Origin of the sequence: Orenia metallireducens, from assembly GCF_003001995.1 — a bacterium.
GTDB classification, from domain to species: domain Bacteria; phylum Bacillota; class Halanaerobiia; order Halobacteroidales; family Halobacteroidaceae; genus Orenia; species Orenia metallireducens_B.
On sequence record NZ_PVNB01000003.1, the window covers coordinates 78,975 to 100,306 of the forward strand.

The 21,332-nt window shown below is 32.6% G+C and carries 22 protein-coding genes and 3 tRNA genes; 4 read left to right on the plus strand and 21 right to left on the minus strand.

The genetic code is table 11. The features are described 5' to 3' along the window. The 17 genes from BX659_RS02960 to argC all read right to left on the minus strand — a co-directional run bounded on the left by BX659_RS02960 (position 1) and on the right by argC (position 15,457). On the minus strand, positions 1–519 hold the full coding sequence (locus tag BX659_RS02960) for a hypothetical protein (protein ID WP_097016345.1): 519 nt from the start codon (positions 517–519) through the stop codon (positions 1–3). Positions 520–1,092: 573 nt separating this feature from the next. Next, the gene (locus tag BX659_RS02965; RefSeq protein ID WP_097016346.1) at positions 1,093–1,410 is read right to left on the minus strand and encodes a spore coat protein; all 318 of its coding nucleotides are present in this window, start codon (positions 1,408–1,410) and stop codon (positions 1,093–1,095) included. A 1-nt stretch (position 1,411) separates the two neighbouring features. Next, positions 1,412–1,630 (minus strand): hypothetical protein, encoded by a 219-nt coding sequence (locus tag BX659_RS02970; protein WP_097016347.1) that lies wholly within the window; start codon positions 1,628–1,630, stop codon positions 1,412–1,414. Positions 1,631–1,830: 200 nt separating this feature from the next. Then, positions 1,831–2,892, minus strand: a complete 1,062-nt coding sequence (locus BX659_RS02975; RefSeq protein ID WP_097016348.1) for a rod shape-determining protein — start codon at positions 2,890–2,892, stop codon at positions 1,831–1,833. Positions 2,893–3,002: 110 nt separating this feature from the next. Continuing rightward, positions 3,003–3,947 (minus strand): HEAT repeat domain-containing protein, encoded by a 945-nt coding sequence (locus BX659_RS02980; RefSeq protein ID WP_097016349.1) that lies wholly within the window; start codon positions 3,945–3,947, stop codon positions 3,003–3,005. A 443-nt stretch (positions 3,948–4,390) separates the two neighbouring features. Continuing rightward, on the minus strand, positions 4,391–4,837 hold the full coding sequence (locus BX659_RS02985) for a NusG domain II-containing protein (RefSeq protein WP_097016350.1): 447 nt from the start codon (positions 4,835–4,837) through the stop codon (positions 4,391–4,393). A 94-nt stretch (positions 4,838–4,931) separates the two neighbouring features. Beyond that, the gene (locus BX659_RS02990; protein WP_097016351.1) at positions 4,932–5,675 is read right to left on the minus strand and encodes an alpha/beta hydrolase; all 744 of its coding nucleotides are present in this window, start codon (positions 5,673–5,675) and stop codon (positions 4,932–4,934) included. 144 nt (positions 5,676–5,819) lie between these two features. Continuing rightward, complete coding sequence (locus tag BX659_RS18925; RefSeq protein WP_172431795.1) at positions 5,820–5,963, minus strand: hypothetical protein; 144 nt, start codon at positions 5,961–5,963, stop codon at positions 5,820–5,822. A 126-nt stretch (positions 5,964–6,089) separates the two neighbouring features. Further along, entirely contained in the window at positions 6,090–6,224 is a 135-nt protein-coding gene (locus BX659_RS19365) for a hypothetical protein (RefSeq protein WP_258176099.1), read from the minus strand. A 329-nt stretch (positions 6,225–6,553) separates the two neighbouring features. Next, the gene (locus BX659_RS02995; RefSeq protein ID WP_097016352.1) at positions 6,554–7,882 is read right to left on the minus strand and encodes a cation:proton antiporter; all 1,329 of its coding nucleotides are present in this window, start codon (positions 7,880–7,882) and stop codon (positions 6,554–6,556) included. 91 nt (positions 7,883–7,973) lie between these two features. Further along, positions 7,974–9,254, minus strand: coding sequence for a cation:proton antiporter (locus BX659_RS03000; protein WP_097016353.1), 1,281 nt, complete (start codon positions 9,252–9,254; stop codon positions 7,974–7,976). Then, entirely contained in the window at positions 9,251–9,709 is a 459-nt protein-coding gene (locus tag BX659_RS03005) for a CBS domain-containing protein (RefSeq protein WP_097016354.1), read from the minus strand. Before BX659_RS03005 ends, BX659_RS03000 begins: the two co-directional genes overlap by 4 nt. Positions 9,710–9,713: 4 nt before the next feature. Continuing rightward, positions 9,714–10,664: a 1-phosphofructokinase family hexose kinase gene (locus tag BX659_RS03010; RefSeq protein ID WP_097016355.1), complete on the minus strand. Its 951-nt coding sequence runs from the start codon at positions 10,662–10,664 to the stop codon at positions 9,714–9,716. 268 nt (positions 10,665–10,932) lie between these two features. Then, complete coding sequence (locus tag BX659_RS03015; protein WP_097016356.1) at positions 10,933–12,126, minus strand: aspartate aminotransferase family protein; 1,194 nt, start codon at positions 12,124–12,126, stop codon at positions 10,933–10,935. A 96-nt stretch (positions 12,127–12,222) separates the two neighbouring features. After that, positions 12,223–13,083 (minus strand): acetylglutamate kinase, encoded by an 861-nt coding sequence (gene argB, locus BX659_RS03020; protein WP_216358735.1) that lies wholly within the window; start codon positions 13,081–13,083, stop codon positions 12,223–12,225. 49 nt (positions 13,084–13,132) lie between these two features. Continuing rightward, the gene (gene argJ, locus BX659_RS03025) at positions 13,133–14,350 is read right to left on the minus strand and encodes a bifunctional glutamate N-acetyltransferase/amino-acid acetyltransferase ArgJ (protein WP_097016357.1); all 1,218 of its coding nucleotides are present in this window, start codon (positions 14,348–14,350) and stop codon (positions 13,133–13,135) included. Positions 14,351–14,422: 72 nt separating this feature from the next. Then, the gene (argC, locus tag BX659_RS03030; RefSeq protein ID WP_097016358.1) at positions 14,423–15,457 is read right to left on the minus strand and encodes an N-acetyl-gamma-glutamyl-phosphate reductase; all 1,035 of its coding nucleotides are present in this window, start codon (positions 15,455–15,457) and stop codon (positions 14,423–14,425) included. A 209-nt stretch (positions 15,458–15,666) separates the two neighbouring features. On the opposite strand from argC, the gene BX659_RS03035 reads away from it, so the two are divergent. From BX659_RS03035 to BX659_RS03050, 4 genes are all read left to right on the plus strand, one after another. Continuing rightward, entirely contained in the window at positions 15,667–15,828 is a 162-nt protein-coding gene (locus BX659_RS03035) for an aspartyl-phosphate phosphatase Spo0E family protein (protein ID WP_172431796.1), read from the plus strand. A gap of 615 nt (positions 15,829–16,443) precedes the next feature. Further along, positions 16,444–16,519, plus strand: a tRNA-Trp gene (locus BX659_RS03040). Between the two features lie 4 nt (positions 16,520–16,523). Continuing rightward, positions 16,524–16,599 (plus strand) — tRNA-Thr (locus tag BX659_RS03045). A gap of 26 nt (positions 16,600–16,625) precedes the next feature. Further along, positions 16,626–16,714 (plus strand) — tRNA-Leu (locus BX659_RS03050). 272 nt (positions 16,715–16,986) lie between these two features. Here the strand turns inward: BX659_RS03050 and BX659_RS03055 are convergent. The 4 genes from BX659_RS03055 to BX659_RS03070 all read right to left on the minus strand — a co-directional run bounded on the left by BX659_RS03055 (position 16,987) and on the right by BX659_RS03070 (position 21,257). After that, positions 16,987–18,534 (minus strand): DEAD/DEAH box helicase, encoded by a 1,548-nt coding sequence (locus BX659_RS03055; protein ID WP_097016360.1) that lies wholly within the window; start codon positions 18,532–18,534, stop codon positions 16,987–16,989. 188 nt (positions 18,535–18,722) lie between these two features. Continuing rightward, positions 18,723–19,109, minus strand: coding sequence for a TIGR04086 family membrane protein (locus tag BX659_RS03060; protein WP_097016361.1), 387 nt, complete (start codon positions 19,107–19,109; stop codon positions 18,723–18,725). 59 nt (positions 19,110–19,168) lie between these two features. Continuing rightward, positions 19,169–19,915, minus strand: coding sequence for a 5'/3'-nucleotidase SurE (gene surE, locus BX659_RS03065; protein WP_097016362.1), 747 nt, complete (start codon positions 19,913–19,915; stop codon positions 19,169–19,171). A 106-nt stretch (positions 19,916–20,021) separates the two neighbouring features. Further along, positions 20,022–21,257: a chloride channel protein gene (locus BX659_RS03070; RefSeq protein ID WP_097016363.1), complete on the minus strand. Its 1,236-nt coding sequence runs from the start codon at positions 21,255–21,257 to the stop codon at positions 20,022–20,024. Positions 21,258–21,332 lie beyond the last annotated feature (75 nt).

Below are 21,332 nucleotides of genomic sequence, written 5' to 3' on the forward strand. Positions count from 1 at the left end.
TTAATTTTCAATCTGATAACCTCTCATACTTAAAAACTTGATGTATCTTATAAAAGACCCAGAATAAAAACCAATCAGCCAAATAAGACCACCATAGAATCCAAGTAAAAAACGATGATTATATAATTGCCCTAATGTTGGAAAAAAGAATGAATATATTGCTGCAGTAATTGGGCTTTTTAGTTCTAGATATTGAAGCTCACTAGAAGTAAAAATTATATTATCTAAACGTTCATTTTCAAACTCTGCAAGGTGACACATTTTATTCTGGATCAAGGGAGAACGGTAACTATCCCAAATGGTATAAAAGTAAATAATAATATATCCCAATGCCCAGTTAGGCTTTAAAATCGACTTAGCCAATTCGAATTGCCCACAATAAGTATATACTATAGCCTCATTAACATGAGCAAGAGTATTTATAATTACTTCAACTATAGTTAATATAGTAGCCCGAAAATATTGATTTAACATATAATGACCAAACCCAGGAAAAGCAACAGACCACCAAGCTATCATATAAGGGTTCTGCCGATGTAAATTAGTAATCCCATATTTATGTATAATTGCCAGTTAACGACGCTTATGTTCTTTCAAGATTATAACACCTACTAGCTTAGTTTTTTCTAATTTATTGACTTTTATAAAAATCTCTCCAAGTATCATCTATGCTAACTAAAACTATCCAAAAATATTCAACTTATCTCTTCATAGATGTTATTCTTTAAGTTATATATAGAAACCGATAAAGATTTCATATTAGAAATTTTAAAAGAAAAAGAGCAAACAAGAATGATTTTTTGCCACGAATCACACGAATTTACACGCTCCCTGAAGGAGGTAACGACTGAGGAAGTACTCTTGGGGTGAATAAGTTCAAAAGATTTATTCATTAAATTAATTTTTTACTCTTTTTATTCGTATTTGATTAGTGTTAATTCGTGGCTAAAGAAATTTAAATTCTTTTTCGTGTTTTATATAGAATTATTTTCACCTTATTCATCTATAATTATTCTCTTATTATCACACCTCATTAAATTCACATATCTATATAAATTAAAGCCCCACTACTCTCATAGTGGGGAAAATAAATCAAGCATCAGTTTTAACAAGATTCATCAGCTTTTCACTATGCTGCAAAGTTTCAGCTAGTTGGTGTTCAGCTAATTCATAAGGCTTATACCACTCCTTATTAATCGCTAAGGCAGTTAAGGCTGAATGTCCTCCTAATATCTGAGTTAAACTACTAGAATAAATTGCTCTCAACTCAGGAGTGGTAGCTCCTAAGATAGCAGTAAGATAGGCAGTTGCTCCAGCTTTAGCTTCTCCTAGCATATTACTGACTATTGTAGGGTCATTGAGCTGTTTAGTATCTTCTCCGCCTAATAATGATGTTATCATAGATGGCATATTAGTGAGCCTCCTCTTGATTTAGTATGTTATTTTCATGAATAAATTGCTGCAAACCTTTAATTCTACCCTCAGCTGCTAAAATACCCGATTGTGCTTCTTTTTTAAGGTCCTCATCAGTAATTAGCATGTGTGCAGCTTTGGCTTTTAATAATCCATTGGTCTCCATTTGAACTAACCCTTGTAATGTGATTACTTCATTTTCAGTTAATGGTCTCAACTTTATAACCTCCTTCTATAAATTCAAATCATTTATATTATTAGTTAAACCACTTTAAAATATTCTAAGTAATTTAAACAAATTCACAAGAACCAATAAAAGGCATACTCAAAATTGAGTATGCCTTTCACTTTATATATTAGATTGAAATAATATGTAATAATTTTAATTTATAAATCTCTAATAAAAAACTCCATAACTTAATTAAATTTAGAACCAACTAAAAAACTCTCAAATTTATCTAAGCTCTCTAAGACTTTACCTGCACCTAAAGCAATACAGTCCAAAGGATTATCATCCAAATAAACAGGAACACCTAATTCTTGAGATAATAAATAATCTAAACCCTTCAATAGAGATCCTCCTCCAGCCATAATAATGCCTTTGTCCATAATATCACCTGATAATTCAGCAGGAACTTCTGATAAAACATCTTTGACCCCCACAATAATTTGCTTAACTGTATTTTTTAAAGCATCTTGAATTTCTTTACAATCAATCTCAATTACCTTAGGTAAACCATCAATTAAATCAACTCCCCGAACAACAACTTTAGTAACTTCTGTTATTTGGGAGCTATTAGGAAAACAAGCTGATCCAAAATTCATCTTAATTTCTTCAGCCCTATTTTCCCCAATTAATATATTATAACTGTTTTTTAAATAACTTATAATCGCCTCATTCATTTCATCACCAGCAACTCTAATAGAATTACTAGTTACAATTCCACCTAAAGAAATTACTGCTATATCTGTTGTTCCACCACCGATATCAATAACCATACTCGCCGTCGGTTCATTAACTGGTAAATTAGCACCTATAGCTGCAGCTACAGGCTCTTCTATTAAGTAAATCTCTCTAGCTTTCGCCTCTAAAACCACATCAATTACTGATTTTTTTTCTACTTTAGTTATTCCAGAAGGAATAGATATAACAATTCTAGGACTAACCAATTTTTTTCTCTTATAGATTTTAGTAATAAAATATCTTAACATTTTTGCTGTCATTTCAAAGTCTGCAATCACACCATCTTTTATAGGTCTAACTGCTAAAATATTATTTGGTGTTCTACCTATCATTCTTTTAGCCTCATTGCCAATTGCTAACAAATCATTTTTTGATTTACTATTTTTTTGAATAGCAACAACAGAAGGTTCTCTAATAAATATTCCATCCTTTTTAGTATAAACTAATGTATTAGCTGTTCCTAAATCTATAGCTAAATCTTTTCTAAATAAACTATTAAATAAATTTAGTAAAATATTAACCCCCCCTCTTAGAAAAGTATTAATATTTTCTTATTAATGACTTATAAATTAATATAAGAAATTTACATAATTATAATAGCAAAGACCTTTATAGGTTCAGATATCTATAACCCTATTCTATTAAAATTTATTAAATTAAGCTCACTCCTATCATCTAAATCTTGATGACCATAAAGCTCTTTAGCAGATTTAATCAAATCAGCTGCATTTATAGTATTTAAAAAATCACTAATATCATTTGGATAATCGTCTTTTTCAGTAGCTAAAATAAGTTGCTTAATCCCTTCTTTACCTAACTTTAATAGTGCTTGACAGGTATTATTTCTAACTACCACATTCTCGTCTCTAAGCATTTTATCTAAATAGAAAATAGCTTCTGTATTACCTAGATTTCCTAATAAACTAACTATTTCCGCTCTAACCTCATAACTAGTATCATTAAGCTTGTCCACCAATACTTCAAACACTTCCACTGATTTAAACTTAGATAACCCTATAGCTGCTACTACTCTTATTTTTGCTTTTTTATGATTATATAGCAAATCCATAAAGGGCTTAATTACTCGTTCATCAGATAACTTAGTCAATAACTTCACTGCCCATTTTACATGAATATCATTATCTGAATCTAACAATCTTAATAATTCTGAGACTCCTCGATCTCCAATTCTCAAAAATGCTAATCTCAACTCCTCTAAAATTACCATATCATCACATTCTTCTAAATAATTAATTAATATAGTTATAACTATATTATCTTTTATTTCTGATAAACCTTTTATTATTGTAATCTTAACCTCTTTATCTTCATCATAAAGTAAACAAGTTACATAATTAATTGCTTGTGATGTACCAATATTTAATAGAGTAAGCCCAGCCTTTTTTCTATTTTTTATATCATTCTTACTTGATAACTCCATTAATAGTTTTTTTAGTAGTTTATCATCAACCAAATAATCTTTAACCGTTAGATAATCACTTATATATAAGTCTTTTTTACCATAATTAATCAAATCCTGTTTAATATCAAGGTTATCTAATTTATCCAATTCTTTTAAAGCTTTCTTTAAATCATTTTTTATTAACTTAGTAAAATAATTATAATTCTTAACTCGAAACCTTTTAATAATTAAAATTATTACTATAATAAATATAATTATTAAAACATAGTCATAGAAATTACTTATATTTTGAATTAATGACTTTAAAGTTAGAATAATAACTCCCTCCCTTTTTTATGAAATTTATATTATATTATTAGCTAAAAGGACATTTAATCCTTTTTATAAGCAAAATTCTCATCTTTTTGATAAAAATATTAATAAAACACATTGAAACCAAAAATCACCATCACCCTAGCAACAAGATATAATTTAAAATTTGTATTAATTTATAGAAAAACCCCCACTAAATTTAGTAGGGGTTTTGGTTCTTTACCAATCTTAGATCACAACTGTTAAAAATTCCAATTTAGCTTAAAACTATTAATTTTTTAAAAACTCATGATATCAATCTCTGCTTCCTTCTGATTCTTAGTTTCTATAGTCACTGCCAATTTGATCGGTAGGCAGAGGATCATCTGATAAGGCTCACTAATCCATCCCATCTCAGCATGAATCGGTAGAGGTGATATATCCTGACTCAAACGCTCTAATTTCACCTTGCCATCCTTCATTCTCAGCCTTCCTTGATAGTCTTTACCTTCTATTTTAAAGGAGAAATTTATTCTCTCTAGCTTCTGACTATGCTCCAAATTATAACGATAAAGTTCTTTATTATCTAAGGTTATAACTACATCCTTCTGCCCAGCAGATTTAGAGATAAGAACTGGAGTGAATCCTAGCATGGAAATGCTTATAATTAAGATAAAAAGAATCAATACTTTATCAGCAATAGTCATGATTTTATTCAATTCTTTTAGCCCCAATGTTTTGAGCATAAAAACCACCATTCTAAAATTAGTTTTAGCCTAAGTCTAAACTTGAACAATTATTTTTTCAGCCTTAAGCTTATTCTTAACCTCAATCTATATATTAGTTGCTCTTTAAAAACTTCAAAATTTGCTTATGGATAAGCTCTTTATCTCCATTGATAGTACAGACATGCCCACCTTCATCAAGCCATAATAGCTCCTTATCTTGACTTGACACACCTTGATAGATAATCTCTGCACTAATTGGCTTGACTGTCTGATCATCCCTAGAGTGGATAATCAAAATTGGTGCACTAATCTTAGCTAAATCACCTTTAGCCAACCTGATCAGCTTCAAAAGGTTAGGTACTGCTGCTAAGGGAGTTGCACTATAGTATATATCATACTCATCCTCCTTACTTTGTACCAACCCTTGATCATCACCTTTAAAACGCTTGAAATATTGCAAAATTGGAGTAAGATAGGCAAGTTTATCAAATATCTTAATTGGAGCTGCAATAGAGATAACTTTATCTAGATCATAATCTTCAGCCAAAATCAGCGATAAGATCCCTCCCATCGATAAGCCTATTACATAAACCTTCTCATAATTCTTAGCTAAGCTTTGATATTCCTGGCGAACAGAATTAAGCCAATCCTCCCAACCAAACTCCTCCATCTTTTCCTCAGAACTTCCATGTCCTGGCAATAAGATACCACTAGCAGTATATCCACCTTCTTGATGCAAAAACTCACCTAAGTACCTCATCTGACCTGGTGAAGCCCTAAAACCATGTATCAATAAACACGCTTGATCATTACCTTCAAAAAAGAAGGGCTGAGCATATTTAGGAATCTCTTTCATTTGTTATCACTCCTTTTTTCAAAGGGGTTAATGTAGGCGACAGTTTAAGATTAAGACTAAGTATAACATTAAAATAATGTTTTTATGGTTTACTCAATCTTAACCTTAGGCTTAAATTCAAAGCATTGCATTATCTCTCCACTATCAAAATAAATCATTATAGTCATTAAATCCAATTAATTGATTATCAGCCTCAGTATCTGAATTTACAGATATATAATTATTAAAAAATGCCAGACCGATAATAATTATAAAGAGAATTACTGTAAAGGTTTTACCTCGATTCATTATATTCCTCCCTATTATAAACCCTAGTTCTTATAATTAATATATTAAAAAAACAATTTAATCTTATTAAGGTATTTGTATTTAAGTTTAACATCTTAGAATTTACTTCTAAAGCAATTATTCTATTTAACCAAGGTCTTTTAGAAATCCACTAAAATCAGCAAATCTCCAATTAACAATAATCTTTTTTGTAGCCAAGCCATCATTATCTAAGTATTCCATAGTTGCTGACAAAATATCCAGACCTGTTTTATTTGTCAAGTGATATACTCTGAATCTGCATCATCTCCTAAAGCTCTCTCAGATATTAGTCAACTGCTCTTATATCAAAATTCTACTCTAACTTATTAATTTCCTCTTTTTTTGTAAATTAGCAGGATGTAAAAGTCATCCAACTTTAATAACAGGAACGAGTGATGAGTAATGAGCAAGAAGATTCAATATATTTAAAATGAAAGTTTATGGGATATTAAGACACAGTTAAATCACACTTTATATTAACATAAATAAAAGGTTTACATCAAGTCAAAAAGACCCAATGTAAACCTTTTATAATACCATTATATAGAAAAAACACTCTTCACTGCCCTTTAATGTTCTCCTATCTCGCCAGCCTTAGTAATAGCATACTTAGTAGCTAATGGTCCAAAGACCTCTGTTAAGGCTGCAGTAAATAGTAAGGTATTAAATACGAGTAATCCCACATTATCTGATAATGGAATATTATTAAATACCGTTAAACTACTCTCTCCACCGATAAAGTGTTTCTGTACAGTATAGGCTAAGGCAATTGCTACTCCACTTTGTGGTAGCAGACCCAAACCAACATACTTCTTAATCTTCTCAGGGGCATCAGATAGATGAGCTCCTAAAGATGCTCCACCTACCTTTCCAATCACACGGGCAATCGTATAGACAAATGCCAAGATTAAGAAACCAGCAGATGCTATACTGTCTAATCTTATCTCTGTTCCTGCTAAGATAAAAAACAGTGCATATAAAGGTACAGTTAAGGTCTCCATATACTCAGCAATACCTAAATTCTTTCTAGCAAAGTTACGATATGCAAAACCAATAAACATGTTTGTAATTAATGGTGATAGATGCAAGAAGATTGCAATCGCAGAACCACCAACAATTGTACTTACCAAAGTCAGTATCTTCTTCGTCTTATCCTCCATATTACTGATAAACTTCTGGGAGAAGTATCCTATTAAAAGTCCTGCTAAGATAGAACCACCTATTTCAATAGTTGGTGCAACTAAGGCATGAACTATAGAAATATCCCCTTGCCCTAAATATAAACCTAAGGCTAAAGGCTCTACCAGACTGAAGATAATTAAAGCGATTGCATCATCTATACCAACAATAGCTAATATCATCGAAGTCAACAACCCTTCTGCATTATACTCCTTTAATACCATCACTGTTGCTGCTGGAGCTGTTGCTGAAGCTATCGCCCCTAATACTAAAGAGAGATACAAAGTCTTGGTTATAGCAAAAGTAGCTAGAGCAACTATAATAAAAGCCCCAGTTGCTTCTAAAATAGCAATATAAATAATCTTCTTCCCTAAGCTCCTTAAAATCTTAACTGAGAGCTCACTACCAATAGTAAAAGCTATAAAGGCCAAAGCGAAGGTAGCTATATAGTCAAAACTCTCTGTAGTAAAAGCATACCATTCCTTCGCTTCTTCTGAAAGAAAGGGTAACCATTCAATTATATTAACACTTAGAGCAATACCTAAAAAGACATATCCTACTACAATAGGTACATGGAATCTTTTAGCTAAAAGTACAACTAATAACGACATAAATATCAAAAAACCTATGATATAAATTACCTTATCACTCGCCTGATGAATCAAGAACCATTCCCTCATTATCTGTAGTTTATGAACCAATTCTATATCTAAATTCATACTGTCACCTCAAATAAAAAGATTTAAGCCAATAAGATAACTATCTTATTATAACTCATAGCCCCAACATTGCTTCCATTATTATAAGATACTAATTGTGAATTTCGCCTGCTTTAGTAACAGCGTACTTAGTTGATAATGGTCCAACAACCTCAGTAATAGCAGTGGTAAACAATAAAATATTAAAGACTAGGGTCCCTACTTCAGGTAAATCTACAAAATCTCTCTGTACCGTATAAGCCAAAGCCACTGCTACTCCAATTTGAGATAATAATCCCATACCTATATATTTTTTAATCTTAGGATCTGCTTTAGCCAAAGTAGCACCTAAAGAAGCACCACCAACTTTACCTATCACCCTTGATAGAGTATAGACTAAAGCTATAATTACAAAGCTTCCTTTAGTTATCTGCATAATTTGAATCTTAGTACCTGCTAAAATAAAGAACATAGCATAAAGAGGAATGGTCATAGTCTCCATATCCTCAGCAACCCCAGGATTCTTTTTGGCAAAGTTCCGATAAGCAAAACCTACACACATATTGGTAATCAATGGTGATAAATGTAAAGCCACTGCCACAGCAGAAGCACCAATTACTGTAGCCACCAAAGTTAATACCTTCTTGGTCTTATCCTCTATTTTAATAATAAATTTAACAGATATATAACCTAACAATATTCCAAATCCGATTGCTCCTACTATCTCTAGTAATGGTTCAAAAAAAGCATTCATAATCGACAACTCACCAGATCCTGATGCCTTAATCAATGAAATAGGTTCAGCAAAACTAAAGATAGCAAGAGCTACCGCATCATCAATCCCTATTACAGCTAATAGGGTAGAGGTCAAATTACCCTCTGCATTATACTCCTTAAGCACCATAACCGTTGCTGCTGGTGCAGTAGCAGAAGCAATTGACCCTAAAATTAAAGCCAGATAAAAGGGCTGTCCAAAAGCTAACATAGCCCCTGTAACCAATAAGAATGCTCCAACAGCCTCAAAGACAACAATTAAAGCAATCTTCTTTCCTAAACTCTTTAATATTCTAATTGAAAGTTCACTTCCAATAGTAAAGGCTATAAAGGCCAAGGCCAAATCAGCCACATAATCAAAGCTTTCAACACTATAGCCATACCACTCTTTTAGCTCATCAGATAAAAAAGGAAGCTGTTCAATAATACTTACACTGAACAGTATCCCCAAAAAAACATAACCTACTACTATAGGTACCCTATATTTTTTAGTCAATAATACTACAAATAAAGCAAATACAATTAATAAACCAACTATATATAACTCTTTATTACTTGCTTGATTTAGCAATAACCATTGCTTCAACTCATATAACGTTTCAACAGATTTTAGATTCATTGTTGATCTTCCCCTACCTCTAATAGATAATAAAGTAGATCTGCTCTAGAAATATAACCTCTTAGCTTATTATCATCATTTACAACATAGAGATAAGATTCCTTATTATCTAACATGATATCTGCTATATTATCCATCTTATCATTCTCCTTAACAGCAGTTGTATTAGTTGACATATACTCCTTAACCTTTCTATCTTTAATTTCAGCTAAATTCTCTGCAGCCTGATTCACCTGATATAATAGACGATGGCTCTCTAAGAAACCATACTGTTCAGGGATGATATTCTTTAATAAATTTCTACTATAAATAGTTCCCAAAAATTTATTTTCATCATCCACAACTGGCAAGACCGACATCTCTATCTTATTCATAACCCTAATAACATCTTCAATGCTATCCTCTTCACAAACAGAGTTCATAGTTCTCATCATATACTTTCTTACTGTGCTCATTAAACTACACCTCCAGCTTTTTAATTATAATATTATCGGACTTCTCCTTAATCATAGCTCGATCTGCTAAGAAGATATCCTTACTTTCAGCAATAGCTAAGGCTGCTCCTGCTGCATATTTATTGGCTTCTAAGAAATCAAAACCATGCTGATAAACATAGTCAAAAAAGGCAGCATTATAGGCTTCCCCTGCTCCTAACCAGTTTCTTAAACAGAAATCACGAGGTGTTAGCTTATACACATCACCATCTTTATCAAATAATAGACGTGAACAATGAAAAGGCATCATTACATATTCAGCACCTTCTTCTTGTAACTTCTTACCTGCCCATATGTAATCATCATCATTGACTATCTTCTTATCTAATATCTTATTGGTGTGTTTAAAATAAGGTACCACAACCTTAGGTCTCTCCTCCAAGGCTCGATTTAAAACCTCACCACTGGCATGTAAATAAACATCTTTTCCTGCTTCATGACAGATTTGAATCAATCTTTGATAGATACTGAAGTTAACTCCTTCAGGAATTGACCCTGAAATCATAATAAAGTCACTATCCACAATTCCACGCCTAAAGCGTTTAATCAAGTTCTCAACATCACCAGGCTCCACCTTATAACTATAATCATTATAATGGGTATAAGTTACTGGTTCTCTAGAAATAACGAAGATATTATTTCTAATTTCACTTTCAGTAAAGATATAATTTGTAGTAATTCCATGCTCTTGTACCATCTTTTCAAAAAATAGGCCCTGTCTACCACCAACAAAACCAATATTCTGTACATCAGAATACCCTAGTTTTCTTAAATTGATAGCACTTAAAAGCCCTTTTCCTCCAGGAGATACCTTGATATCCCTTTCAGTATAAAGATACTGGTGAGACTTTGGCTTATTCTCCTTAACAAAATATTCCCGGTCTATTGCCGGATTTAATGTTACTGTAGTAATCATCTTTCTACCTCCCAACATAAATTATTGTTACTTAATATATTTTTATTATATTATACTCCTTTAATGATACTTTTTAAAGCAATTGATAGAATAAATTAAGTTTAATTAAAAATAAACTATATAATTCTTAGAGCTAATCAAGATAAATTATTATTATCTCCCTATAAAATATAAGATAGTATCAAAATTTTGATACTATCTTAATATTAATCATATCGATAGATTATAATATATGGATTTTATCATATTTTAATATATTTGTCTAATCTTAGTTGATTTGACTAAAAACCTCTTCTAAAACTCCAATAACCTGATCTACATCTTCAATATTAATAACTAATGGAGGTAAGAATCTCAGAACCTTCTTACCGGCAGTCAGCACCAAAATCCCATTGTCAAGCATTTTTTTTACAATCTCTTTAGCCTCCATATCTAGCTCCAACCCTAAGATCAAACCCATTCCTCTTAACTCTTTGATAAAGTCATACTTCTCTTTTAACTCTAATAATCTATTATAAAAATAGCTACCTACCTCTTTGGCATTATCTAAAACTCCTTGATTTAAAATGATACTTAAAGTAGTATAGGCTGCCTGACAAGCTAAAGGATTACCACCAAAGGTTGAACCATGGTCACCAGGCTTAAAGGCTTGAGCGACTCCATCCTTAGCCAAAAATGCTCCAATTGGAACTCCATTACCTAAGGCTTTAGCCAAAGTTAGAATATCTGGCTCTATTCCATACTCCTCATAAGCAAATAAACTTCCTGTTCTACCAATACCAGTCTGAATCTCATCAAAGATTAATAAGATCCCTTCTTGGTCACATAACTCTCTTACCCCTTCTATATACTCTTGAGTAGCTGGATTGACACCACCCTCTCCTTGAATTAACTCTAGCATAATAGCTGCTGTCTTATCATCTATAGCCTCTTTTATTGCTGCTAAATCATTATAGGGAACATATTTAAACCCTTGAGGAATTGGTGTATAAGGCTTATGATACTTCTCTTGGCCTGTTGCTGCCAAAGTCTTTAAGGTTCTACCATGAAAAGAGTTTTTGGCTGTTATAATCTCATATCTTTCTTCACCCTTTTCTTTAAAATACTTTTTAGCCAACTTAATAGCACCCTCATTGGCCTCAGCACCACTATTACTATAAAAAATCTTATCAGCATAAGAGTTACTTATTAATAACTTAGATAACTTAGCTTGAATCTCATAATAATAAAGATTAGAAGCATGAATTAATTTGCTAACTTGCTCTTTTAAAGCCTCACTAAACTCTGGATAATTGTATCCTAAAGCATTTACAGCAATTCCAGCTGTGAAATCCAAATACTTATTACCTTCCTTATCATATAAGTATACCCCTTCTCCCTTCTCCAATACTATTGGAAAACGTGGACCAAAGACATTCATAAAATAATCTTGATCTGCCTGAATAATCTCTTGTTTATTCATTCTCTACTCCTCCTTTAAGTACAGTAACAAGTGACAGGTAACTAGTAACGAGAAAAAGATTTTACCTATTACTTGTTACTCGTTACTGTTATTATCCTAATCTATCATCGTTCCAATTCCACTCTCAGTAAATATTTCTAATAAGAGTGCATGGGGAATTCGTCCATCTAAGATATGGGTTCTTTTAACCCCTTGATTTAAAGCTTTAATACAAGAACCTACTTTAGGAATCATCCCCCCTACTATCTTTCCGTCTTCAATCATCTCTTGGGCTTCTGCTACCTTTAGTCGAGAGATTAAAGAGTTCTTATCCTCAGGATTATCTAAGATACCTTCTACATTGGTCAATAAAATCAACTTCTCTGCCCCTAATGATGCGGCTAACTCTCCTGCTACTAAATCGGCATTAATATTATAGCTCATTCCAGCTTCATCTACTCCAACTGGTGCTACTATCGGCAGGTAACCATTATCAATCATAGTTATTAATATCTCAGGATTGATCTTCTTAATCTCACCTACATGACCCAAATCAAAACCATCCTCTAGCTCATATTTTTTAGCCTGAATCAAATTATTATCCTTACCTGATAAGCCCACTGCTTTATTCCCTGCCAAGTTGGCTAAAGAGACTATCTGACTATTGACCTTACCTAATAGTGCCTGCTCAACAACCTCCATAATCTCCTTATTAGTCACCCTCAAACCTTGATAAAAGTCACTCTGTAGATTCAACTTCTTCAAATTTTCACTGATAACTGGTCCACCACCATGAACGATAACTGGATTAACCCCTACATACTTCAATAAAGTAATATCCTCTAAAACAGAGACCATCAAATCTTGATTAACCATAGCATTACCACCATATTTGATGACTACAGTCTTATTAGAATACTCCTTCATATATGGTAAAGATTCTATTAAAATATCTGCTTTCTTAATTAGTTCCTCCACTAAACTGCCTCCTTTATTATTGGCTAACAGCTACTAGCTATTAGCTAAATTACGTATGATACTCTGCATTAATCTCTACATACTTATAAGAGAGGTCACAGGTCCAGACCTTATCACTATACTCTCCCAGGTTTAAGTTGACCTCTATTTTAATCTCCTCATCATTAAGTAGATTTGCTTTTGTCTCTGTTGAATGTTCAATCACTCTTTCTCCCTGCTCTAATAATACTGTATCATTAATCTTGATCTCTACCTTACTTAAATCAAGTTCTACTCCAGAAGCTCCAATCGCCATTATTATCCTACCCCAATTAGGATCTTGCCCAAACATAGCTGTCTTGACTAGCTGAGAGTTGGCAATCTGTTTAGCTATTTTAGTAGCCTTTTTAAGAGATTGAGCACCTTTGACCTCTACTTCAATAAACTTGGTAGCCCCCTCTCCATCACGAACAATCTGATGGGCTAAATAGGTACAGACATATTTTAAAGCATCTAAGAAGACATTATAATCTTCATCCTTATCCACAATAATATTATTTCCAGCCTTGCCATTGGCCAAAATAGTCACCATATCATTGGTACTCTGATCACCATCTACGGTAATTCTGTTAAAGCTCTGATTTATTGCTTCCACTAAGGCTTCCTGTAATAAATTACTATCAATTGCTATATCTGTAGTCAAAAATCCTAGCATCGTTGCCATATTGGGCTCAATCATCCCTGAACCTTTAGCAATTCCACCTAATTTGACTAGCTCATCTCCTACTTCAAACTCTATTGCTAGCTCTTTGGAATATGTATCTGTAGTCATAATAGCCTCTGCTGCCTCTTGACCACCAGATTGACTTAAATCTGCTACTGCTTTGTCAATTCCTGTTTTGATTTTATCCATTACCAAAAATTCACCGATAATCCCTGTAGAAGCAACTAGGACTTGCTCCTTCTCTAAGTCTAACTTCTTAGCAGTAAAGCTGACCATCTCTTGAGTGTCTTGATAACCTCTCTCTCCTGTACAAGCATTAGCATTACCACTATTAACAATTATTGCTTGAGCTAGACCATCCTTGATATTCACTTTATTTAAAAGAACACAGCTAGCAGCACATTGATTGGTAGTAAACACTCCAGCAACCTTAGCAGGGCTCTGACTATAAATCAAAGCTGTATCCTTCTTACCACTCTTTTTAATCCCACCAGTAACTCCACTTGCTAAAAAACCTTGTGGTGCAGTAATGCCACCACTTATCTCTTTATATAAATTAGCCATAATCTCCTCCCCTTTACTTCTCAATTGATAATTTAATAGCTTTATCCTTAATTATACACTATCAGCCATAAATTATAAATATAGCCCTACATTATCTAAACCTAAAGTCTCATCCCAACCAGCTAAGATATTTAGATTCTGCACTGCCTGCCCAGCAGCTCCTTTAAGTAGATTATCTATAGTAGAGATCACTATTACACGCTTAGTCCTCTCATCTACTGTCAATCCAATATCACAGTAATTTGAACCAGCTACATGTTTAATCTCTGGAAGTTTTCCTTCATCCATAACTCTAACAAAGCTTTCATCCTGATAATAAGCTTGATAATGCTTTAGTAAAGATTTACTATCTATATTTTCTGTTAAATTGGCATATACTGTAGCTAAAATCCCTCTATTTATCGGTAAAAGATGTGGGGTAAAGGATAGACTAATATCTTTTTTAGCCAATATTCCCAATTTCTCTTCTATCTCTGATGTATGTCGATGATTTGCCACTTTATAGGCTTTAAAGTTATTATTTACTTCACAGAAATGAGACCCTAAAGAGAGCTTTCTTCCTGCACCACTGGTTCCTGATTTGGCATCAATAATGATATTATTTAGATCGACTAAGCCCTTATCTACCAGGGGAGCTAAGGCCAAAATAGAAGCAGTTGGATAACAACCTGGATTGGCTACCAAACTACTACCTTTGATCTCTGCACGATTCAACTCAGGCAGACCATACACTGCATCCTTGAATAACTCAGGGCTATTATGAGCTTTATACCAGCTTTCATAGGTTTCTAAGTTATCATAGCGGTAATCCCCACTTAAATCTATTACCTTTAAACCTTTAGCTAGTAGTTGAGGTACAACCTCCATAGATACTCCATGGGGTAATGCAGTAAAGACAAGCTCTGAACTTTCTGCTAGTTTATCGATATCTAAAGCTTCACATTTGATATCCGCTTCTCCTTTTAAATTTTGATATATATCTGATATTACTTCTCCATCAAAACTCCGAGAAGTCAATATCTCTAATTCTACCTTTGGGTGTTTATTAAGTAATCTGACCAATTCTAATCCGGTATATCCTGTAGAACCGACTATACTTACCTTCATTCTTGATTCCTCCTTAAGTATAACTATACTTATTTTGTTTATAATTATACATCTTATAGTATAAAAATACAAATGTTTTTTCTATTAAAATTATAAAAAACTTAATTACAAATAAAATCATTTTTTTACATAGTTATTCTTATTCATTTAAAATCCCTTTTTGCATACAATTTTATTCTATAATGTTAAAGGAGAAAGGAGGGATTAAGATGGTTGATAATAGTAAAAATTTAAAAGAAGAGTTAGAAGTTCTTCGTAAAAAACTAAGAGTATTATCTAGTAAAGAAGAACAGTTGACAGCTGAGGAATTAATTGAGCTAAGTCAAAAGCTAGACAGATTAATTATGAAGTTTTATAAGCAAAACTCATAATTAAAAGAGGAGCAGGAAAATTCCTGCTCCTTAATAAATCACATCATATTTTAAGTGCTCTTTTTTAATTATATATGCTAGTTAAAATTCTATAATAGTATAAATCAAATAGATATATTAATCCATAAACAGCTTAACTCCATAAGATATTGTTACTCCACCTATTGCTAAGCCAAATATCCAGCTAGGTAATGTTTTAAGAACTATTATCCCACCAATTAAACATAAAAACATCCCTGCCCCACCCTTAATCTGCACCTTATTATTTAAGTAGAATCTCTTTAATTTATAAATTATAATCTCCTCCCTTTAAATAAATTAGACATATTAAACTTTAATAATCTATACTAGCAATTAATTAGGATATTGTGACACTTTCATCTTCTAGCAAAATAAATTTAGATAATAACCTGTTAACAGACACACCCTTTAATCAAGGTATAGTCAGTATATGTCATTAAATATAAAAATGTGAGAAAGATTATAAAAGTTAATCTATCATCTAATCAGAAGAAATAAAGCGAAAGAGAGAGATATTTAAAAATAAATCTCTATAATCATTCATTTAAAGTTTGACCTATATAAGAACATAAGTTATAATTCTTATTGTGCCATAGGGGAGTAGCTCAATTGGTAGAGCACCGGACTCCAAATCCGGGTGCTGTGGGTTCAAGTCCTATCTCCCCTGCCACTATGCTAACGTAGCTCAGCTGGCAGAGCAGCTGACTTGTAATCAGCAGGTCGTCGGTTCGACTCCGACCGTTAGCTCCATTTTATTAGCCAATAGCTAAATGTATGCCGAGGTGGCGGAATAGGCAGACGCACCGGACTTAAAATCCGGTGGGATTTAACTCCCGTGTCGGTTCGAGTCCGACCCTCGGTACCACTTAAATTCAATTAACAATTAGCAATGAATAATTAAAGTTCAAAAGATTTAATAACACTGAGCTAAAGCTCAGCTTTTTTGTTTTTTGATAAGATAATTTATATTTTATAAATTAGATGTTTATGGATATATTGCATATTTTAAGATTAAGGGTAAGCCTAAGTAAAGCATTAAAATCATATGTTTTACTCAAGCTTAATCTTAGGCTTAATTTGAAAAATATAAAATTATTCTCATATACATTAAAAACATAGAGCAATTGCTCTATGTTTTTAATGTATAAACTTGTTGGCATAGCTATCTAACTCTTCATCTAGCTTATCCTCTTCATTCTCTATCAATAAGTCTAAAATATCACTGCCAAAGCTTTTATCTACCCCTTCTCTAACAATCAAGTCTAAACCACCAATTACACTTTCAAAGAGATTAATCTTCTTATCTAAAAGATGAATAATCTTCTCTTCAATTGTATTTTTGGTAGAAAGATTATAGATTAACACATCCTTCTCTTGTCCCAAGCGGTGTACTCTACCGATTCTCTGCTCTACCTTCATTGGATTCCAAGGTAGGTCATAGTTGATGATGGTATTACAAAACTGTAAGTTGATACCTTGACCACCTGCTTCAGTACTGATTAAGACATCACCATTTTTCATGAATTGGCGTTTAGCCCATTCCTTCTGATTATCCCGTAGTTTTCCACTAAAAATAACAGGTTGATAACCCCGTTGATAAAGGTGATAACAGATATACTGCTGGGTTGCTCGATATTCAGTAAATATAATTGCTTTTCCATCAGTATCATCTAAAATCTTCTCAACCACTTTCATCTTCTGATTCTCAGTAATCGAGATAGCCAATTCATAGAGCTCACATAACCTCTCCTTAATATTTTCATAGCTCTCTGACTTACACATCTTCTCTAAGGTCTTAGAGACTGCAAAGGAGCTACTACAGACTTCTCGTTGCAATGTTAATAGATGGAAAATACTCTTATTGGCACTGATACATTTCTTATACTCTCTCTTTACCAAAGTGCTAATTCCCTCATAAAGCTCCTTCTCTTTTTCAGTTAGACTTAGAGGAATTAGTTTAACCTTCCTATCTGTATAATATAAATCTATCTCCTCTCTTTGATTACGTATCATTACCTGTGATAAATCATCCTGCAAATCATCTAAATTCTGAGCTGAATGTTTATCCTTTACATAATTATCTTTAAAATCAGAGTAGTTTCCAAAGAGATTAGGCTTCAATAAAGCTACTAGGTTATATAATTCCTTCAAATCATTTTGAATAGGAGTAGCTGTCAATAATAAGAGATATTTTGCAGGAATCTTCTCAACAAATTTCCAGTTTTGAGTCTTAGAATTCTTCAAACGATGTGCTTCATCAACGATTACCATATCAAAGCCACGTTCATAAATATGATCACAATGGGGCTTTCTTTTAGCCTTATCAAGAGAGGAGATGATTACATCAAAGTAATGCCATCCCTTACCTTTACGGTTATTGAAGCAATCAATTTGAAACTTATGGGTCAACTCTTGCCACCATTGAAAACCTAAAGAAGCAGGAGTTAAGACCAAACAGGTCTTAACATCACCTCGAACCATATACTCCTTTAATATCATCCCTGCTTCAATCGTCTTACCCAAACCAACCTCATCAGCCAAAATAGCTCTACCATTCATCTGCTCAATTACCTTATTGACAGTCTCTACCTGATGAGGAAACAATCCCATCTCTTGCTCTTGCCAATAATCATTTAATGTATCTAAAGCCTTTAAATTATCAATATTTATTTGATTGGTTGCCATTTATCTCACCTCGTATAAGTGCTGTATATTCTGTATCACTTCTTAGTTTAACCGAAGTAAATTAGTATAATTAAGATAACTTTATGAAAGAAAGGCTTAGACTGTTAAAATTTATAGTTTTTATCTTAATATAAAATTAAAAAATGCACCTCTAAAGATGCATTCTCAAACTAACAATCGATATTATGTTAAATAATATTAACCCCAATCATACCTCCAAAAGCTGAGATTAAAAACCCAATTATAATTCTTGAAAGTAGACTAAAAGAAAAGATAACTGGATTCCAAAGACTACCAAGAAGCACTATTACCAGCATATATATCAACCCCACAAAACCACCATTAACCCATCCTCTACCACCTGCTGAGTAGGCAGCAACAATTCCTCCAATAAAGATAGCTAAATAGTTTACTATAAATAAAATTCTACTAGCAGACTGATTAGCAGCATTTGATAAACTAATAACCAAACCCAAACTAAAACTACCTATTAACAGTAAGATTAAACTGACTATCAATCCAAATAAAATACTACTCACTTTAATAACAGAACCTTCTTTTTCAGATTGTGCCATAAAAATCTCCTCCATAAACCTTTTACTTTAAAATATTCATTTTAAAGTATTAAATATTACTATAAGTTCCACTTTTTCAGCCTTTCTATTTCAGAATCTGCTGTTAAGGAGAACTTAACAGGAGTAATAGATACAAATCCTTCTTTAACTGTTGATACATCGGTATCAGGAGAATTCCCTTCTTCTACTGCTTCTCCTGCTAACCAGTAGTATCTCTCTCCTCTAGGATCTATTCTCTGTTCAAAGGTATTTTTATAGCTTCTATTACCAAGCTTGGTGATTTTATGTCCACCACTACAATCAACTGGTACATTAACATTTAAGATAACATCCTCAGGAAACTCTTCTTTTTGATGCTCTTCTAATAACCTCAAGACAAACTCTGCAGCATAAGCAAAGTCCCATTTTTCATCAGTGACTAAGGAAACTGCAATTGCTGGTATTCCCAATAATAATCCTTCTACAGCTGCTGATACAGTCCCAGAATAAAGGACATCATAACCCATATTTGGACCAGCATTAATCCCTGATATTACCACATCAGGCTTTTGATCTAATAAAGATTCTATCGCAATTTTAACACAATCAGCAGGAGTTCCATCTATAGCTATGCACTTTGAATTGATGTCAGTAAATGTCATCTCTTTAGCTCGCAGGGGATGATGAATCGTGATGGCATGACCTGTTGCACTCCTCTCTCTATCTGGTGCTACCACAACCACCTCATGCTTCTGTTCTAATTCTTGGCATAATCTTTGAATTCCTGGCGCAAAAATACCATCATCATTTGTCAGTAATATCTTCATTTTATCTCCTCCTATAATATATATAAGTTTAAGTATAAGTTTGAGTACAAGTCAAAGTTGAATTTATTTATACTTAAGCTCAACCTTAGACTTATACTGTTATGTATTATTCCTCTCCAATATATTTAAATACTGCTTTTGGTCTTCCAATCAAATAACCAATAATACTTCCAATAATGACTGGTAGACTCAAATTCAAATTAAAAATCTCACTAACTATTATCATAGTAGCCAATGGAATATTAGCAATCGATGCTAAGGTAGCAGACAGACCTATGATTACTAAGATAGATAAGGGAATATTAGGAAAGATATAATATAATAAGTTTCCTGTTAAAGCACCACTGATTAAAGCAGTATCAACAATAGCCGCACTACAGCCACCTCCAATAATAACCATAGCCAGCAATATCTTTACTATAATTAATATAATCATTCTACCTTCCCTTAAAGGGCTAAAAACTAATTGATTGATATCTCCAATATCTATAAAAGAATCTACTTTTAATAATTTCATTATCATTAGGACTATAACCCCTGTAATAATAGGTTTTAAAAAAGACTTGATCCTTAATCGACTAAAATAATCATCTATAGCCTCAAATATACTAATAAAGCTCTGGCCAATTATTCCAGAGATTATTGCCACAAGGATTAGTAGAAATATCTCTTTTAAAGTTGCTTCAGGTAGAGCTAAATCAATATTCAAACTATTCATGGGTAAAAAAGCATGATAGAAATAATAACCAAAACTACTCCCTAAAATAGCAGGAAATAAATCATTATAATCTAAAGAAGATTTATAGAGAATCTCACTAGCAAAGATTCCTCCTCCTAAGGGAGCACCTAATAAAGGCCCTAAGGTAGCAGCAGCTCCACAGACACTTAATACTCTATAATCTAATTGTGAGTTGAATAGTTTGACCTTAAAATAATTAAAGACCTTATCAATTACTATTGCCATACTACTGCCAATTAATAATAGTGGTCCAACTAAACCCCCTATACCCATCAACCCCAAAGTAGTACTAGTAGCTAAAAACTTGCTGATTAATAACCTAAAGGGACTCTTCAAAGGATATTTATTATTAGTATATCTTATATATATATCAGTCCCCAACCCCCTAGCTCTAAAATCAAGATAATAAATTATTATAGCTATTATCACCGAACCTATCAGTGGGGCAATATAGTATTTATTGTAGAAAAACTGGTTTAAATAAAATATCCCTTTCTTTAATGCTAATACTAAGACTGCTCCAAGAAAGCCTAGCAACAGGTTAATTATCAACCATTTTATAATATAAAAACCAATTTTTCTATAAAAATTATCTAGAAACATGAGATTAACTACACTCCTTAATCAGTAATATTAAAGAATCTTTTAGAAAATTAAAGAAATAACTAGTATTATTAC

Excerpts from the sequence above, each read along its gene's own strand:
- BX659_RS02960 (WP_097016345.1), bottom strand. The coding sequence starts at position 519 with ATGATAGCTTGGTGGTCTGTTGCTTTTCCTGGGTTTGGTCATTATATG.
- BX659_RS02965 (WP_097016346.1), bottom strand. The coding sequence starts at position 1,410 with ATGCCATCTATGATAACATCATTATTAGGCGGAGAAGATACTAAACAG.
- BX659_RS02985 (WP_097016350.1), bottom strand. The coding sequence starts at position 4,837 with ATGCTCAAAACATTGGGGCTAAAAGAATTGAATAAAATCATGACTATT.
- BX659_RS02990 (WP_097016351.1), bottom strand. The coding sequence starts at position 5,675 with ATGAAAGAGATTCCTAAATATGCTCAGCCCTTCTTTTTTGAAGGTAAT.
- BX659_RS18925 (WP_172431795.1), bottom strand. The coding sequence starts at position 5,963 with ATGAATCGAGGTAAAACCTTTACAGTAATTCTCTTTATAATTATTATC.
- BX659_RS02995 (WP_097016352.1), bottom strand. The coding sequence starts at position 7,882 with ATGAATTTAGATATAGAATTGGTTCATAAACTACAGATAATGAGGGAA.
- BX659_RS03000 (WP_097016353.1), bottom strand. The coding sequence starts at position 9,254 with ATGAATCTAAAATCTGTTGAAACGTTATATGAGTTGAAGCAATGGTTA.
- BX659_RS03005 (WP_097016354.1), bottom strand. The coding sequence starts at position 9,709 with ATGAGCACAGTAAGAAAGTATATGATGAGAACTATGAACTCTGTTTGT.
- BX659_RS03010 (WP_097016355.1), bottom strand. The coding sequence starts at position 10,664 with ATGATTACTACAGTAACATTAAATCCGGCAATAGACCGGGAATATTTT.
- BX659_RS03015 (WP_097016356.1), bottom strand. The coding sequence starts at position 12,126 with ATGAATAAACAAGAGATTATTCAGGCAGATCAAGATTATTTTATGAAT.
- argJ (WP_097016357.1), bottom strand. The coding sequence starts at position 14,350 with ATGGCTAATTTATATAAAGAGATAAGTGGTGGCATTACTGCACCACAA.
- argC (WP_097016358.1), bottom strand. The coding sequence starts at position 15,457 with ATGAAGGTAAGTATAGTCGGTTCTACAGGATATACCGGATTAGAATTG.
- BX659_RS03035 (WP_172431796.1), top strand. The coding sequence starts at position 15,667 with ATGGTTGATAATAGTAAAAATTTAAAAGAAGAGTTAGAAGTTCTTCGT.
- BX659_RS03055 (WP_097016360.1), bottom strand. The coding sequence starts at position 18,534 with ATGGCAACCAATCAAATAAATATTGATAATTTAAAGGCTTTAGATACA.
- BX659_RS03060 (WP_097016361.1), bottom strand. The coding sequence starts at position 19,109 with ATGGCACAATCTGAAAAAGAAGGTTCTGTTATTAAAGTGAGTAGTATT.
- surE (WP_097016362.1), bottom strand. The coding sequence starts at position 19,915 with ATGAAGATATTACTGACAAATGATGATGGTATTTTTGCGCCAGGAATT.
- BX659_RS03070 (WP_097016363.1), bottom strand. The coding sequence starts at position 21,257 with ATGTTTCTAGATAATTTTTATAGAAAAATTGGTTTTTATATTATAAAA.